The sequence below is a fragment of the Pseudoalteromonas sp. T1lg10 genome (assembly GCF_002964545.1).
Lineage (GTDB): Bacteria > Pseudomonadota > Gammaproteobacteria > Enterobacterales > Alteromonadaceae > Pseudoalteromonas.
This window is the reverse complement of the sequence record NZ_PQBV01000051.1, coordinates 512,341-528,661: the sequence shown is the minus strand read 5'-3', so window position 1 is coordinate 528,661 and position 16,321 is coordinate 512,341. Positions and strand designations below refer to the sequence as shown.

At 46.0% G+C, this 16,321-nt stretch carries 11 protein-coding genes; 4 read left to right on the top strand and 7 right to left on the bottom strand.

Annotated elements, in window-relative coordinates:
• Positions 1 to 7 precede the first annotated feature (7 nt).
• Complete coding sequence (locus tag C2M17_RS15640) at positions 8 to 487, top strand: very short patch repair endonuclease (protein ID WP_105201632.1); 480 nt, start codon at positions 8 to 10, stop codon at positions 485 to 487.
• Here C2M17_RS15640 and C2M17_RS15635 read toward each other — a convergent pair.
• The 6 genes from C2M17_RS15635 to C2M17_RS15965 form a co-directional block, all read right to left on the bottom strand.
• Positions 452 to 1,750, bottom strand: coding sequence for an LlaJI family restriction endonuclease (locus tag C2M17_RS15635; protein ID WP_105201631.1), 1,299 nt, complete (start codon positions 1,748 to 1,750; stop codon positions 452 to 454). The genes C2M17_RS15640 and C2M17_RS15635 overlap by 36 nt on opposite strands.
• Positions 1,743 to 3,635, bottom strand: coding sequence for an AAA family ATPase (locus tag C2M17_RS15630; protein WP_199776042.1), 1,893 nt, complete (start codon positions 3,633 to 3,635; stop codon positions 1,743 to 1,745). The genes C2M17_RS15635 and C2M17_RS15630 overlap by 8 nt, the downstream gene beginning before the upstream one ends.
• 33 nt (positions 3,636 to 3,668) lie before the next feature.
• Complete coding sequence (locus C2M17_RS15625) at positions 3,669 to 4,373, bottom strand: hypothetical protein (protein WP_105201630.1); 705 nt, start codon at positions 4,371 to 4,373, stop codon at positions 3,669 to 3,671.
• A 217-nt stretch (positions 4,374 to 4,590) separates the two neighbouring features.
• Positions 4,591 to 6,180 (bottom strand): ATP-binding protein, encoded by a 1,590-nt coding sequence (locus tag C2M17_RS15620; protein ID WP_105201629.1) that lies wholly within the window; start codon positions 6,178 to 6,180, stop codon positions 4,591 to 4,593.
• Positions 6,180 to 6,932 carry a DEAD/DEAH box helicase gene (locus C2M17_RS15970; RefSeq protein WP_199776041.1) on the bottom strand — a complete coding sequence of 251 codons (753 nt, stop codon included), beginning with the start codon at positions 6,930 to 6,932 and terminating at the stop codon, positions 6,180 to 6,182. The genes C2M17_RS15620 and C2M17_RS15970 overlap by 1 nt, the downstream gene beginning before the upstream one ends.
• Before the next feature lie 11 nt (positions 6,933 to 6,943).
• Entirely contained in the window at positions 6,944 to 8,026 is a 1,083-nt protein-coding gene (locus C2M17_RS15965; protein WP_199776040.1) for an SNF2-related protein, read from the bottom strand.
• Between the two features lie 110 nt (positions 8,027 to 8,136).
• On the opposite strand from C2M17_RS15965, the gene dcm reads away from it, so the two are divergent.
• A complete protein-coding gene (gene dcm, locus C2M17_RS15610) occupies positions 8,137 to 9,459 on the top strand; it encodes a DNA (cytosine-5-)-methyltransferase (protein ID WP_105201628.1) in 1,323 nt (440 codons plus the stop codon).
• A 242-nt stretch (positions 9,460 to 9,701) separates the two neighbouring features.
• On the opposite strand, the gene C2M17_RS15605 is transcribed toward dcm, so the two are convergent.
• Entirely contained in the window at positions 9,702 to 12,044 is a 2,343-nt protein-coding gene (locus tag C2M17_RS15605; protein WP_105201627.1) for a nuclease-related domain-containing protein, read from the bottom strand.
• Between the two features lie 246 nt (positions 12,045 to 12,290).
• Here C2M17_RS15605 and C2M17_RS15600 point away from each other — a divergent pair, with 246 nt between their 5' ends.
• Together C2M17_RS15600 and C2M17_RS15595 are read left to right on the top strand one after the other, a co-directional pair.
• Positions 12,291 to 13,853, top strand: a complete 1,563-nt coding sequence (locus tag C2M17_RS15600; RefSeq protein WP_105201626.1) for a sensor domain-containing diguanylate cyclase — start codon at positions 12,291 to 12,293, stop codon at positions 13,851 to 13,853.
• A 229-nt stretch (positions 13,854 to 14,082) separates the two neighbouring features.
• A complete protein-coding gene (locus C2M17_RS15595; RefSeq protein ID WP_105201625.1) occupies positions 14,083 to 16,251 on the top strand; it encodes a bifunctional diguanylate cyclase/phosphodiesterase in 2,169 nt (722 codons plus the stop codon).
• Positions 16,252 to 16,321: the final 70 nt, after the last annotated feature.

Below are 16,321 nucleotides of genomic sequence, written 5' to 3'. Positions count from 1 at the left end.
ACTAAGTATGTCGGATGTCCATTCAAAATCTGTCAGAAGCAAAAACATGAAAGCAATCGCTTCTCATGATACCGCACCGGAACTGATTGTACGGAGACTTCTATATAACAATGGGTACCGCTACAGAGTTGCTCCCACGTATATTGAGGGAAAGCCTGATATATGGTTGAAAAAGAGAAAGACGGCCATCTTCATTAATGGTTGTTTTTGGCATGCACATGAATGTGAAAAATTTAGATGGCCGAAAACAAATACTGATTTTTGGAAACGCAAGCTGCTGAAAAATAAAGAGAGGGATGAGCGCAATATTAAAGTTCTCCTCAGTCAAAAGGTGAGAGTATTAATTATATGGGAATGCGCTGTTTCAGGTAAAAAGAAGTTAACAGAGCACACATTACTCATGCTAATTACAGTATGGTTCCAAAGTGTAGAACAGTATGCGGAAATCACTTCAGACGGTCTCCGAGTTTTCGACGGGCGGGAATAGTTTACCTATAATATCATTATCATCTGTAATATTAAGCTTCAGGGAGTTGGTATACTTACGAATCAAAACGATTGGATCGCAGTAGTGGCAGAGTATTTCACCATAGCCTTCAACTTCTTTGAATTTTGGGAAAGAAACCTTTTTCTGCCCCCGCTCTCCGACTTTAGCGTTATTTAGGTGATGCTTTGTCCCCGGGAATATGAAATGCAAAGAGATAGATACGCTGTTCTCGCAGACTTTTTCTGCGGCGGTTTTATAGAAATATTGTTTAACTAAATCATGCCAGCCGGGGGCTGATATTGGTGACGAAGCATCATAGTATTTTGCATCAATGACAGCCCAGCGTGACTTATCTTCATTCTCTATCACGGTGTCTGTTTTCTGACCTTTTCTAGGGACTTCAATGAAATATTCTCCCTGCTGGTAGTAAGGTACAGGGAGTTGGCTGTTTATCTCTTTTTTCCCAGGCAAGCATTTATCGAGCATACCTTCCCAGACATTGTGAAACTTTCGGGTGCCGACTAAAAGTTCTGCTCCTTCAGTGGCTATTTTATCCTCAATATAGTTTTGAAGCATTCCTATTAACTGAATGTCTCGCTCTGAATAGCTCGCGGACAATTCCTTATCCAAAGCTGCGAGCTGCCCTTCAAGGCTAGGTATCGGTTCAGGCATTCGCTCAAGTCTGTCATTAGTACAATCCACCTGAGCGGAAAGAAGAGCGCCGTATTTTTGTTGGATATCTTTTAAAACGTGTGAATGTATTCTAGCGGTTTCACAGTCTGAAACGTAACGGGTGCTGCTTGTCACAGTATCCAAGTAGATAGGTGTATCATTAGAGGGGTAAGGGGTTAGACGAAATATAGTTTTTTTCCAGTCAGCGCGACCCTGATTTAGAGTATGGTGCTTCTTTCTTCTAACATAAAGTCCGTTTGCACGATAATCCTCCATGAGAGAAGAGGCCAGAGACAGAGAAGTTTTGCCTATTAGCTCATTATCTCGCCCTTCAGAGGCCCCGGAGCTTTTATGCGAGTAATAACGGCCCAATGCCTGAAGTAACATAGAGGCATTTTCAGTCGTATTTGCCTCTATGCTGCTGTTTCTCGGCATAAAGACAGCGATTCCTTCATGCCAAGAAACAAAACCACAATAATGAACCCAAGGCTGGTCGGGCGCAATTAAACCTCGACGCCTCATTAAGTCTGCCAGTTTATTTGGGAGAGAAGTGATCGAGTCTCGATCACGGTAGTACATCATGTCAGTCATTCTGATCCGCAATTGCAGTGCCCAATTTTATGATAAGTTCATCAACTTCATTAGAAAATACCTTAGTATCAGGGAAGCGGTTGTACAGTTCACCGAATGTTGTAATTCCCTCAGAAAATAGTCGGCTTCGGTCTTGCGTTTTGTGTCTGAGAACATCATCCCAAAGGTACACAAATAACTTACCGCGTAGCGCAGAACGCCAATCTTTAAGTTCTGTTTTATTAAGGAAGAATGGGCCTATCATCCGATCTTCTGGCACCCTGAATTCTTTAAGCATTTTATTCAGAACTTTGTCCGCAAAATTAGCCCAAGAAATACGGTAGGGCCCTTCGGCTGTTTGCAATTCCAGATTTTGAATAGGTGCATTATTAAAACTTAGCTCGACATACTCAAAGGACCAGCGGCGTTTAAACGCCGTGTCAAGCGGCATAACTGCTTGATCGCTACTGTTCATTGTTGCCAAAAGTGACAGATTTGATGGTAGTGATAACTTTCCGCCAGAGAAGTAATCTAGGGTTTTCGAGTTAAGGTATAGGAGTAAGTCTGGATCCGATATATCGATCGAATAGGAGCTACCGCCATTTGGTTCACGGTCAAGCAGCTGAAAAATCTCACCGAAAACAGCCGCAGCTTGAGCTCGATTGATTTCTTCAATCACTAGAGAGTATACGTTATCAGGATCCATAACTGCTTTGACAAGAGCTTCTGTAAAGGCTCCAGGTCTAAATCTATAACCAACTCTGGCATTTTCCATAACAGGCTTGAGGCAACCGACAAAGTCACTGTACTGAGTTTCTGGGTGAAAAACAGTGCGCACCATGTGTTTCTTGTTAGCCTTTTGCTCAATTTCGTAACTTTTACCGGTCCCGGGAGCTCCGTAGATAATACGGTTACTGCCACCTTCCTTTCTAGGACCTGCATGTGTTTTTCTCGTTGCCGGCCTAAACAGAAATTCTTTACCTTCTTTAGCAATAGATAACTCTGGCCACAATGTATTCATATAATCAGTAACCTGATCTAACGTTGAACTGTCATCCAGTAAGCCCTTACGAATATGAACGTATTTACTTTGAGCGGGTGAATAATGGACTGGCTCATCAAAGTACAATAAATTCCCTGGAATTTTTGTACTACTTAACTTAAATGCACCAGTAATACCATTCCAGTCAACACTATCGGTACTGGATGTAGCTGACTCAAACAGCGCCTCTAGTTTACCTTTCCATCCCAAAACGGATAATATCCGGAACATCAGTTCATCGCCTGATTGGCATTTGAATAAGTAAGGAATCGCGAAGTAATATTTATTCTCAAGTACTTGCAGAGCTTCTTGGCACTGGTAAAATTTGTAAATAATTTTCCCTAGCATATCAGAACTGGCGTCTGGTACAGGTATAGCTTTAAGGATCACCGAACATATAAAGTCATCCCCTGAGCGAAGCGATGTGTTAGGCCCCGTACCATTAATTATATCTTTTCCTTTCAGTCTCTTATTTTTGTCACTGAATACCTGATAAAAGTTGCTCTTACTGACGGCGTCTAAAGCGTCAGTCACAGGGTGAGATGGAGATGAGCTGTGAATCAGTGCTGCCAAGTCTTCGGGAGCGGCTAATTCAGCTTTTAGCTGAGTGAAAACTTCCATATATTTGTGAAGTAAAATGACCAAAGGTTGCACTTTAAGCGCATATAAAAAGTAGTGTCCTGGAACATATGTATGATTTGAGTTGATGTCTATACGAGCTGAATGTTCATAGACTGTGACATTAAGGCGTAGCCTTTTCAAAGCCTGCCGAGCTTCTTCATCAAACTGTATCTCGTCAAAATGCCAGCCTTCTATCGCCTCATTCTGAAACCACTGACCTACTGTGCTGAGTTCTGAAAGCATAGTTCACTTTGTCCTTGTATCTATTCTGGTTTGCTATTTGTCGTTCTTAATCCAGAGGCTACGGGAGACTGTCTGGCGCATATTCTCTATCAGCTTTTTTCTTTCGTCGGAGAACTGACTGTTCTCAAACTCGCCTAAAAAAAACAGGAACTCAGCCAGAGGCTTTGACTGGTCCTCTGACAGGTGACGTATCAGAGGGTGTTCACTATTCAGCGTAATGTAGTGATCATCTTCATAACCAGGTTCCCATAAAGATCCGTCAGATGTTTTATCCAACCGGACATCCACATCTTCTATTAAAGGCGCAGTGATACGCAACCGCTGAAGGTGTTCACCACGGCCAGAGCAGAGGATTCTGAAATCAAGAAGTGCATTGAAAATAATGGCTAGAGCATCACTGAATCCGGAGCGATAAATATTGTAGCGATCCGCTATGATGTTGCCGAACATATCGGTGTTATCTGAGCCCACAACATCGCAGTGAGGAAGCATACTGAGCGATTTCCTGACCTCCACTGGCATAAAAATCCTTGTATACTTTTTGCCTTGGTGTTGTAGCGCCTCAGCAACTTTGTCAACGGACAATGAGAAGCCATCCAACCCCAGAATATCTGCAACTTCATATGCTTTCCGAACCACAGCAGATTTATCCCGCAAATTTTCAGAGAGCCACATAGTCAGTTCTGTCGATTGTTCTTTTAGGTCTCCTTTGGGCAAATCAGTTACTTGAACCGACATTCTCCTTTCAAATGATTCTTTGTTACTAAACACCACTGCACTCGCAGTAATCTGGTAGACATAATCTGAAACGATTTGATCTGATTCATTGAAAATTTGGTTAAACAGATCGATTGGCAGAGGTATGCGGTTCTGCCAGAAGAAAGTCCATCGACTCTATATTTTTGATTTTTGTCATTAAGATAACGTTTGAAATCCGCAAGGTCATATTGATAACTCATTCATCCTCCTCCGCATCTGGTAGTTCGATACTTAGGTAACGAAGCGTCTGACTGACCTTCTGCCTGTACCCTTTTAGCGTATGACAATTGGCCTCAGAGTACTCACCATGTTCTGCATTGGCAAGGCTCCAAAGAAGCATATCAAGGGCTTTAATCGCCTCGACATTATCTTTACAGACGTTGTACATTTTGTGGAAATAGGGGTGCGACTTTCCGAGTGTGACGCAGGTGTTACCTTCATGATCACAGGAAGGTTCCCACAGATCATCTCCAAGCAGTGATTCTTCTTCATGAACCCTTACGGTCTTGTCATCATAAACCCTGATCTCTTCCATGACTGTAGGTTGAGGCTGATTTTGGTTGCGGATGCTCACTGTGTCACCGCTAACCGTTATTTCAGAGTTTTTGGTGTATTTTTTATGCTTGTCTATCGCTTTATCTGCAGGGCCGTGGGCACGTACGGTATTCGCGGAGATCCGACGGGCTTGACCTTTCAGGAGCTCTTGTCTCCACGGAGCGACTAGTCGCTTTAATTCTTCACGGATCTCAGCAGGAATAATCACGCGACTCTTACGAAAATCAATACTGAAAACATCGTCCAGTTTGTGATCAAAGTGTAACTCCACCCTCAGACGGGTAATCTTGCCTTCCTTCTTGTACATCCGGTGTGGCCAGCCATCATGCCAGATAAGCCGTCTTTCTCGGTAAATGTAGAAACCTTGGTTGTCGAGGCTGTAACGGACAAACTCCCTTTCTTCAGAGTTAAGCTCGTTCTGGGAAGGAATAACACTACCTCTAATAGAGAATGAGGCAGTTTTGCCACCGATTTCTACAGGTATTATTTTTTCTTTCAGTACGCGGGAGCGGACATTGTCAGTCGTAACCAAGTCAGCACACAGTGGATCCCAGCCTTTCAGTTCAGTTGCAGGTGCATCACCGACTTTCATGGTGATAATTACGTTGCCGGATGCTAGATATTTAAAGTAGACAGCACTCAGCTCAGTCGTGAGCTCTTTACCAAGATTTTTAATTTGCTCACGGACTTGGCGTTCACTGCCTTGTTTAATCAGGCGATCAGTATTTTCCCAAATGATCATTGTTCCGCCGTTAGCAGAAAAATCACTCAACTCATCATAGTCGTCGCAATAACTGTCGGCATCTGGTGTTTCTAGCTCCCAACGATCTGTGCTGATGATGCGATCTATATCCCAAGCGCGGCCAGTTTGATGACCATCTTTTTGAGTTAGTACCACAAGACGGCGGCAGAACGCAGTGGATGCAGTCTTCAAGCCCATCCCGAATTTACCTAGAGATTTTGGGTCGACACGTTTTTCGGAACCGTAGCGCATCGCGTTTTTCAGTTCATCTTCGGTCATACCGTCACCATTATCTGTGATGATGACTCTGAATTCTCCAAATATGTACTGGAGTTCAATCGCAATCTTAGTTGCGTTTGCGGCGATGGAGTTGTCGATGATGTCAGCGAATGCAGCCTCACGACTGTAACCTGTATCCCGCAGGCTTTCTACCAAACGGGCTGCTGATGGGCGAAAGTCATTTTCTTGTAATCCTATTATTTGATTCATCAACCTAGCGTTTCCAAATATGCAAGCATTATTTGCTTGTCTGTTTCTTTATTCTCGGCAACTGAGACCACCCGTTCACTAAGCTTTTGCTTCAGGCGTATACGTTCATCAATGGTTTCTTCTATTGTATTGGCATAAAACAAGTAGTAAACACTGACAACTGACTTTTGGCCGTTCCTCCATGCTCTGGCCGTGGCTTGTTCCTCTAAGGCCGGATTCCACTGTCTGCAGTAGTGAATCACATTAGTGGCAGCTGTAATATTTAGCCCCATGCCAGCTGTTTTCGGGTGCAGGATAAGAACATCAAAACCGCAAGAAGAAGAAAAATCATCAATCATAGGTTGGCGCTCCCCATTTGGTGTCCTGCCGTCAATGACCCCCGCTACAATACCATATTTCTCTTTTAGTGCTCCTTTCACTAGGTCAATAACTTTCTGAAAAGTCGCAAAAATAATTACTTTTTCTCCAACCTTCGCTATTGCATCCAGTTTTATCATCATCAGTTCGAATTTGGCGCTGTGCTTTGACAGGGAGTGAATATCTGAAGGTATCATGGTGTGAACCAAGGCGGGGTGTGCTGTATACTGTTGCAGCTTATTGATTAGTGGCAGTATGCTGGGGCATCCATTGGAAGCATCATTCTGCATTTCTTCAATGATATTGTCGTAAGCTGACTTTTCAGTTTCTCCCAAAGATACAGGTATATGTATATCCAATTTTTCAGGAAGCTGTTCAAGCACATCTTTCTTCATACGCCTTAGTGTTATTTGGCGAAGTGCGATTCCAGCTCTTCCAAGTTTGAGTTCAGGGTTTCAGACAAATCACGGTGAACATAACGTGACTTAAAGTCCTCTTGTGATCCCAAAAAACCGGGGAACACTAAGTCACTTAGAGACCAAGCATCCATTAAGCTGTTCTCCACCGGTGTTCCGGACATTGCAATCGCAACGTCAATATCCAAGCGTCGTGCGGCAACAGATCTGCCTGAATTTGGGTTTTTTAACACACTTGCTTCATCGAATACGGCAAGATCAAAAGACAACTCTTCCAGCATCGCAATATCGGAAGCCATCGTTGGGTATGAGGTTATGATGACACTGTGTTCTGACAAAGGAGAGCTGATCCCACGGCGGCTACTTCCATAATGGAGATAAGGTTGAATGCTCGGAGCAAAGAAAAAGAATTCACGCATCCAATTATCCAGCAGGGGGTTAGGTACCACAACCAGTATCTTTGCAGCAGGGTTCTTTTCCAGAGTGTCACAACATAAGGCTATTATCTGAGCGGTTTTGCCGAGCCCCATATCGTCAGCAAGAATGGTTCCAACACCATTACCCACACAGAAACTAAGCCAGTCTACCCCTTTTTTCTGATATGGGTAAAGCTCTCTTTTAAACAGGTTTTCATGATGAGCTGTACTGTTTTTTTTAACTCTTAGGGTTTCTAAGAAACCGGATGGTATTTGATCACATAGACCTTCCTGATACAAAGTCCTAAGAAGCTTTATCAGTGCAGACAGGTGGAGCTCGCCTAATGCCGAGCCAATGTATTCCCGTACGCCTTCGGTGACAAAATGGATCCGGTTAGTGTTGGCAATAAAGTAGCCATGGAATTTTAACGAGTGGCATTGTTGCTCATTTAACAGTTTACCTTTAAAACTCAAAGAGAAATGAGGCTTAGGGTCAATACTGAATTGGAAGTGCAGTTCAGCAGGACGTTTTGAAGCGATTAGAGTGAGATGTTCTCCGTCGAGCACTACACCTATTTTACCTTGTCTATACAGGTGATTGGATGCAATTGGCTGATTGTCGTACTCAATAACACCATTATTTACCAGATACTCCATCACAATTCTCTATTAGCAGGGTTAAAAACCGGATATTTCTTGCAATTATTCATGTTTATATGTACATTTTTTAGCATTGCCAGGTAAAAAACCGGATACTTAATAAACAAATGGCGGAAATATCTAACACCTCTCACTATATCAAACAGTTAAGAGATAATCTTGGTTTGGGACAACGTGAATTTGCAAATTTGCTCGGTTTAGGAAAAGACGGTGAGCGGACAGTCCGAGGTTGGGAAGCGGGAGAGCATAAACCCTCACCTCTGAAATGGAGCCGTATTTTAGAGCTAAAAGATGAAATGAAACATTACTACGATAATGCACCGTTAAAACAACAACCAATTGAAAAATCTAAGTTTACATTCATAGATTTGTTTGCTGGTATTGGTGGTATTCGTTATCCTTTTCAAAGGCTTGGCGGACATTGTGTTTTCACCTCCGAGTGGGATAAGTTTGCCCAAAAAACTTACTTAGAAAACTATGGGGAAATGCCGAACGGCGATATTACCCAAATTTCAGCTAAGGAGATTCCCAATCATGACATTTTATTGGGTGGATTTCCGTGTCAGGCTTTTTCTCAAGCAGGGTTGAGAAAAGGGTTCAATGATACGCGCGGAACAATGTTCTTTGAAATACAGCGAATTCTGATCGAAAAAAAGCCGAAAGCGTTTCTGTTGGAAAATGTGAAACAGCTTCGTAGTCACGATAAAGGGCGCACTCTCAAAACCATTCTGGATATCCTGCGGGGTAAACATGAGCAGGAAATTCCGGATGACATTCAGATTAGTGAGGAAGCTCGCCACGCTCTGGCGGATAAGCTTAACTACTGGGTTGACGTACGAGTATTGCGAGCCGCAGACTTTGGCGCCCCGCAAAATCGTGAGCGTATATTCATAATTGGCTTTGACAAAAACCAGTTCCCCGGAGTTGACTTTGACAAAGCTTTTTCTTGGCCAGAGCCCCCGAGAACGAAGACGCGTGTCGGCAGCATTCTTCAGTCACAAGAAGAACTGGATGCAGATGAAAATACATACGGAAAAGACAGGTTTACTATCTCGGATAAACTTTGGGAAGGACATCAGAAGCGAAAAGCTGAGCACAAAACCAAAGGTAACGGCTTCGGGTACTCACTTTTTAATGCAGACAGTGAATACACCAATACCATCAGCGCACGTTATTACAAAGATGGCTCAGAAATTCTGATAGATCAGAGCTTCTTAGGGAAAAATCCACGTAAACTGACTCCGCGAGAATGTGCGAACCTACAAGGATTTCCCAGAGAGTTTAATGTCGATGCAGTATCTCAGGGACAAATATATAAGCAGTTTGGAAATTCTGTATGCATGAATGTTATTCATGTAATTGCAGATAGTATGGTAACTACTCTAACAGCAGTCACAGAGATAGCAGACACGCAACGTAAAGCGGGATGAATGATCAGGTCTCTTCATTGAGGAGCTCACTTTATTCAGAAAGCATGCTTGGGAATTTATGGTGGCTTTAGGTGCAGACCTGGGGTGAGCTCTTCTCAGCCCAAAGAGATTTACCATCAAGCATTGCTCCCACTTTCGAACAGTTAATTGAAACTCCTAACTTTATGTGCTTCTTAACAAACTCACAACTATATTGCACTTATTAACACAATAAAATGGCGCCCATCGGGCGCCATTTCTCATTAGGACTTTTCGCTTTCCAACGGGCCGGCGCCTATATCTATCTTTTCTTCCTGAGGAGTGAAGTCGGGATCGAGCGACAGGTTGGCGAAGGGGTTGGCCTTGGCTTTTTTGTTCTGCTCTTTGTCTTCTTCAACCTCGGTTTCTGGAGCCAGTTCTTGCTCTTGAACAGGCGTTTGTTGTGCCAGGGCCGACTCCAATTCCATCAGGGCGTCGTCCAGTGATTGTGTTTCGGGCTCGTTGAGTTCCAGATTGAGCTCTGGCTCAGGCTCGATTTCGCTTGGCTCGTCAGTAATGGCCTGGGTGTTGAGGTGTCGCGCTTCGGCTTGTTCCACTTCGCCTTGCTCGTCTTCAAGCATCGGCGTGGCGAGAGGCTCAACTATCTCAGTCTGAGCTTCAGTAGGTTGGGCCTCAATAGGTTGGACCGCACTCGGTTGATCTAGAACCTGCTCATTAACGGCTTCTTCGAGATCTTGCTGTGGTTCGGGCGTTTGCTCGATCTCCTCAGCGTGAGTCGGATTTTCCATGCTGGGCTCGTCCTCAGCAGGAAGCTGTGACTCTTCGCTGTTTGGTTCACCTTGGTGACTTTGGGGCTCTTGCTCAGCTGGCGTGCTGTCAGTCGTTTGCGTGGTGTTTGAGCCGCTTGCCTGGTTTAAATAGGCCTGAAATTCTTCATCTGACATGCTCGACCAATCTTTACTGGTCGGTTGCGATGTGGCTGCACGCGTATCTTCTTGCGACTGTGCGTTTGTCTCGGCTTCTGGGGTAGCAGTGGGCTCGGTTGCAGGTGTCGGGCTCGGCTGCTCAGCATCGGCTTGCGCTTTTTTACGCACAAAGGGGTGGATTTCGGCGCAATGCTGGGGCTCGCTATGGCTGGCGGCTTTGCTGGTAGCCGCAGTACGGCGCAGCGGCGCAACATTCTGCGGCTGTGGCTCGTCGTTGCCATCGGCTTGCGGTGCTTGCTCGGTTGGGGACTCGGTCGAGGACTCGGCTGAAGCTTCAGCTGACGGTGTTCCCAATAAGGCATCTGCTTTTTCGTTCAACAGTGTTCTGGTCAGTTCGGGGCTGAGCGCTGCGTGGGCACCATAGGTCTGCAGATGTTTAATCATGTCTTTATGGATGGAGCTTTGCTTTTCGCCATAGTCAGATGTACTAATGCTCAGCACATGGTCAACAAACTCTTTCTCATGAATAACGAAACTCGGCATTGGAGACTTAAATACCGCCTCGTTGTTAAACACGATAAGACAGTGGATCTCTTCCATTGGCAGAGCCAGTAGCTCAGCCAATGGCTGCGCTTGTTCACGCAATGCGGTAAGAGGGTTAGCAAACTTGTCGTCTTCGCCATGGTGGCGGTTGGTCCAGTCCTGGGCCTTTTCGCCGCCATAAATATCACCGATTGCATCGATATGGGCGACCATAAAGACACCAAAGGGGCTTAGCAAAAGATGCTCTATGTTAGTGCTTTTTCCTTCCTCACCCGTGGCGATGGGCACATTGGTAAACTTGCTGTAGAGCTGCGGATCCAGGGTGGCTTTTTGATTGCCAAGCAACTTCTTCAGCGCCTTTTTAAACTCTGAAGGCTTACTCATGACTTGCGGTTTGCCTTCGGAAGAGAGTTTCGGTTTGGCGACTTTAATTGAGCTCTGGCGTTTTTTACGCACCATGATGAGTGCGGCAATGCCGACTATGAGCACGAGTAAACCAATTAGCGCTGGGAGCATCACGTCCATCAGGCCAGATGTTTCGGTTTGTGCAACTGGCTGTGGTTTCGGGCTTACCTTGGCCGCTGCAAGCTGAGTTTTGGCAGTTTCAGTTGGAGTGCCCTTAGCTGCCAGCTTAGTTTCGATCTGCGTGCTATCTGCTGGTGTGGTTAACTCACTGGCCTGCGCCGCAACAGCGCTTTTGGTTTCGGTTACTAGGTCGCCAGTGGCTTGTTGTGGCTCAGTCAGGAGATCGCTGGTTTCGAGCTTGGTGTTTTCGCTAGCGATACCTTCGCTCAGATCGCTTTGCACCTGTGCCGAGGCCAGCGCTAGGTCGGCACCGCTGGTGCTTTTAACCTGCTCTGTAAAAGGCTCTGGTTTTACCAAGGCCGTGCGCTCGGGCGCGGTTGAGGTAACCTGAGTTCTTGTCTGTTGCTGTGCTTGTGCCTTATCAATTTGCTGGCAGTTGTTGCTGTCGTAATCCCGTCGCGCCTTACGGTAACTGGGGTGCGTACGCGCATGATCAAACTGCGCCATTTGCTGTTTTAATAAAATACACATAGCGCGGTTATATTCTCGCGCCTCGGTCTCGCTAGCTTGCAACAGGGCTAGGGTGAAAAGTAGTAGAAAAGCTAATCTCATTTCCGAAACATAAGTAAAATTTCTGTTATCTATCCCTAGTCTAACAGCTAATCCATAAATTATGCCATACCCTTATAGAGTCATTTTAAAATTCAATAGGTTAATTGCCTGTTCTGTGAGATATTAGTGCTTTAGAGAGTAAGGTAATGGTGCTTATTTTGTGCGATTACAATGACTAATAACAAATTATTAGCATGACTTTTTGTTACTCTCGCTTAATGAATAAGTATTAGTGGTGAATGGTTAATGCGTCTTCCGCGATTGTTTATACTCGATCTGCGCCAAGTAATTTTAGGTTTTACTCTGCTCTTGGTGCTTATTACCCTGGCTAACCAGTTTGTGATTAGCGACCGGGTTTATACCCAACAGGCCATGACGCAAAGCCTTGAGGCAAACCGTGCCTATGCCGGTAAACTGGCCGATATTACCAGCCAGTTTATTCAATCATTGCAAATGCAACTGTCTTATAGCGCCAAGTCGCTGAGCGGTGATCTGGATAACGCCGCCCGCCGTGAGCAAGAAGTACAGCGTTTACTATCACAAACCCAGTCTTTTAATTCGGTGGTGATTGTCGACCGCCGCGGCGAGGTGATCAGTGCCGCACCTGAGCAATTGGGTGCCGTGGGTATTATTTTGCACGCCTCTGCCACCAAGCAGTCATTAATGGTGCCGCAGGCCATGATGCCGCAGCCCTATGTATCGCCCTTGGGTAACCTGGTGGTCAGCCCCTCGCATCCGATCATGTCAGACACAGAGCCCCAGCGTTATCTGGGCTATATTTCCGGCAATATTTATTTGCATGGCAATAATATCTTGTCGCGCCTGCTGGGCACCCATTTTCATGGTGCGGAAGCGCGTATTATGGTGCTCAGTGAGAATGGCGCCGTGGTTTACGACAGTCAGAGCCGGCAGATTGGTATGACAGTGGGTGAAATGCACCCGTTGTGGGACGCGTTTATGCAAGCGCAAGCCGGGCAAAGCGGTGCCATGGTCAGCACGCAGGGCAGCGCCCAGTTAATAGGTTATGCACCGGTTAAGGACATGCGCTGGGTGGTGTTGGTTTCGAGTGCACAGCAGCAGGTGGTCAACAGTGTTGGCAATACCATAGGCAACCTGATGGAAAAAGGTGCACCGGTGACCTTAATCACGCTTTTGGCCATTTGGTTGCTTGCCGGCACCATCAGTGCGCCATTGCAAATCCTGGCCCAACGGGTGCGCGATAACGACAAAACCTTTAACGATATTCCCGCCTGGTATGCCGAAGCGAAAACCCTGAAGCGGGCCATTGCAGCCTATAGCCATGAACAGTTGCAACGTATCAGTGCCCTTAATCTGGCGAGTAATACCGATCCCCTGACCGGCATAGGCAATCGTCGCTACCTGCAAACCTGTCTGGACTCGATGCGAGAGCAGGGACAAACGTTTGCCGTACTGGCCCTGGATATCGATCATTTTAAGTGTATCAATGATCGCTTTGGTCATGATGTTGGTGATCAGGTGATCAAAACCCTGGCCCGATTGCTTAAGCTGGGATGTCGCGAGTATGACTATGTCTGTCGCAGTGGTGGTGAGGAGTTTATGCTGTTGTTGCCTGGGCTTGATATCGACAGGGCACAAGAACTGGCCGATCGCTTGCGCCAGCAGGTTGCCGAGCATAGTTTTAAGCCAGTGACGCAGGTTACAGTGTCTGTGGGTGTGAGTCTGTGGCAGGGCGGTGTAGAACTAAAGGCGGCATTAAAAGCCGCTGACAATGCGCTGTACAAGGCAAAAAACAATGGCCGTAATCGCACCGAAGTTGCAGAGCTTTAGGACAAGCTCCTGCGTTATCTCTGATCACCTAATTAACAGAATTTGGTATGATTGCTCTTTGTATTTGTAAGTGGTACAACTGGAAAGGCTGACTTTTTGTCACAGTGATAAAGCTGTCATCTTGAAGTCATTGTTTTATATCGCTTTCATATATCGCAATACACTCAGGTTCAGCGTCGATATTGTGCTAAGCTACAAGAAAATAATACAAAAAGATTAACACTATTTCATGACCCAGTCCTTCAACGCACTGTACCAAACAAGCAGCAGTGAGCAAGCTTATGAGCTGGCCTTGTCAATGATTGACCAAGTGTTTGCCGCTAAATACTGTTTTGTTGGTCGCCTAAGTGACGATGGCTTACAGGTGCGCACCTTGGCCTTTCACTCTCAAGGTCAGGTGCTGGACAACATAGAATATGAGCTTGAATCGACTCCCTGTGCCGATGCTATCTGCAGCGTCGATGTCTGTATTTATCAGGATCAAGTCGCGGCCTTATTTCCTCACGATGCCATGCTCAATGAGCTGGGTATTAAGGCCTACTTAGGCATGACGATGCGCGATGTGTCCCGTCGGCCCATAGGTATTCTGGTGGCCATGTTTGAGCAGCCGCAAAACTTCAGCGCGCAAAGCCTGCAGTGGTTTCAAGACCTGGCCTTTATTGTCGCCGCGCAAGCCCGCCACGAGATAGACATAGAAAGAAAAAATGCCATGCTGGCGGAGCTGTCGCTGCGAAATATAGTATTTGAGCAAAGCAAAGAAGCCATTATGATCACCGACGCTGAGAATAAAATCCTGCGCGTGAATCCGGCCTTTGAATTCTACACGGGTTATCATGAAAGCGAATTGTTAGGGCGCTCTCCCGGGCTCTTGGCCTCAGGTCGTCATGATCAGCAGTTTTACGCCAATATGTGGCAGCAGTTGCACACCCATGGGCACTGGCGTGGTGAGGTTTATAATCGCCGCAAAACCGGTGAGGTGTATCCGGAGGAATTATCGATCACAGTCAACCGCGATGAGCAGGGCGAGATCTCTCATTATATCGGTCTGTTTCGCGATATCAGCGATTGGAAAGAAAGCGAGCGACAACTGCGTTTTTATGCCTCTCAGGAGCCGCTCACCGGGTTACACAACAGGCGCAGCTTTTTAGAGCGGGTCGAGCAGCATATTAGCCTGCATCATGATCAAAACACCCCCAGCTCTTTGTTGTTTTTAAATCTCGACCGTTTTAAAGATATTAACGACCTCTATGGCCCGGAGGTTGGAGATAAGGTGTTGGTGGCGGTGGCCTTACGACTGCAGCACTGCGTTGTCAGCTCGGATGTGCTTAGCCGTTACGGTGGCGATGAATTTACCCTGCTGCTGGCCAACAGCACAAAGCAGCAGGCCTATGCCTGTGCGCAGCGTATTTTAACCCATGTATGTCAGCCCGTTCGCCTGGGCGAGCTGAATATCGAGCTCAGCTGTAGCCTGGGTATCGCCCATATCGACGAGCAGATAGATAGCGCTACTGTGTTTGTACGCAATGCCAATCATGCCATGCTCAGCGCTAAACGAACTCAGTCGCAAAGCATTGCCATCTACAGCGACGAAATTGAAGGTCAGTACCTACGTAAAATTCAATTGCGCGATAAACTCGCTAAGGCCCTCAAAGCCAATGAATTGACCGTCGCCTATCAGCCCATTGTCAATTTTCGCAGTGGTAAAATCATCAAGTTTGAGGCCCTGGCCCGTTGGCATGATGCCGAGCTTGGCACCATCGATCCCGAAGAATTTATTGTCATTGCTGAGGAGTTTGGGCTGATTTCCCAGCTCGGGCAATTTGTGCTGCAGCGGGCCTTGGCAGACTTATCCACTCTGCACAAACGCGGTTATCCTCATATCTGTCTGTCGGTCAATCGTTCGGTATCAGAATTCAATCAGTTATTGCAGCCGGTCGAAGCCATTTTAGCGGCGTTGCACGAACATCAGATCGCCACCCATCAGCTCACCATAGAGGTGACCGAGTCTGTGGCCATAGGCGTGCAACAGGTGCAGGATCAACTCAATATTTTGCGCGAGCAGGGCGTTAAGGTAGCCCTGGACGATTTCTGTACCGGCTATTCTTCACTTAGTCATCTTATTGATTTGCGTGCTGATTACCTGAAAATTGATAAATCTTTTACTCATAAACTGCTGAGTGAACATAAGCATCAGGTGGTGATCGCCAGCCTGATCAACATAGCCTCAGAGCTGGATATGGAAGTGATCGCCGAGGGCGTCGACTGCGCTGATCAGCACCAACAGCTGCATGATTATGGCTGCCATTTCAGCCAGGGCTATTATTATTCCAAGCCGGTCAGCCTGCCCCAGGCACTGGCCTTGCTAGAGCAAGCCGACTCTTTTGCCGACACCTTGTAGGTCTGAATTTGCCACCAGGGATGCAAATTAATATGGGGAAATAGTAAGTTTTAAGTGTGATATTTTATCG

What these genes read in the sequence shown, in the direction of transcription:
- C2M17_RS15965 (WP_199776040.1), bottom strand. Translation starts at nt 8,026, where the DNA reads ATGGAGTATCTGGTAAATAATGGTGTTATTGAGTACGACAATCAGCCA.
- C2M17_RS15620 (WP_105201629.1), bottom strand. Translation starts at nt 6,180, where the DNA reads ATGAATCAAATAATAGGATTACAAGAAAATGACTTTCGCCCATCAGCA.
- C2M17_RS15605 (WP_105201627.1), bottom strand. Translation starts at nt 12,044, where the DNA reads ATGAGATTAGCTTTTCTACTACTTTTCACCCTAGCCCTGTTGCAAGCT.
- dcm (WP_105201628.1), top strand. Translation starts at nt 8,137, where the DNA reads ATGGCGGAAATATCTAACACCTCTCACTATATCAAACAGTTAAGAGAT.
- C2M17_RS15970 (WP_199776041.1), bottom strand. Translation starts at nt 6,932, where the DNA reads ATGAAGAAAGATGTGCTTGAACAGCTTCCTGAAAAATTGGATATACAT.
- C2M17_RS15635 (WP_105201631.1), bottom strand. Translation starts at nt 1,750, where the DNA reads ATGACTGACATGATGTACTACCGTGATCGAGACTCGATCACTTCTCTC.
- C2M17_RS15630 (WP_199776042.1), bottom strand. Translation starts at nt 3,635, where the DNA reads ATGCTTTCAGAACTCAGCACAGTAGGTCAGTGGTTTCAGAATGAGGCG.
- C2M17_RS15600 (WP_105201626.1), top strand. Translation starts at nt 12,291, where the DNA reads ATGCGTCTTCCGCGATTGTTTATACTCGATCTGCGCCAAGTAATTTTA.
- C2M17_RS15625 (WP_105201630.1), bottom strand. Translation starts at nt 4,373, where the DNA reads ATGTCGGTTCAAGTAACTGATTTGCCCAAAGGAGACCTAAAAGAACAA.
- C2M17_RS15595 (WP_105201625.1), top strand. Translation starts at nt 14,083, where the DNA reads ATGACCCAGTCCTTCAACGCACTGTACCAAACAAGCAGCAGTGAGCAA.
- C2M17_RS15640 (WP_105201632.1), top strand. Translation starts at nt 8, where the DNA reads ATGTCGGATGTCCATTCAAAATCTGTCAGAAGCAAAAACATGAAAGCA.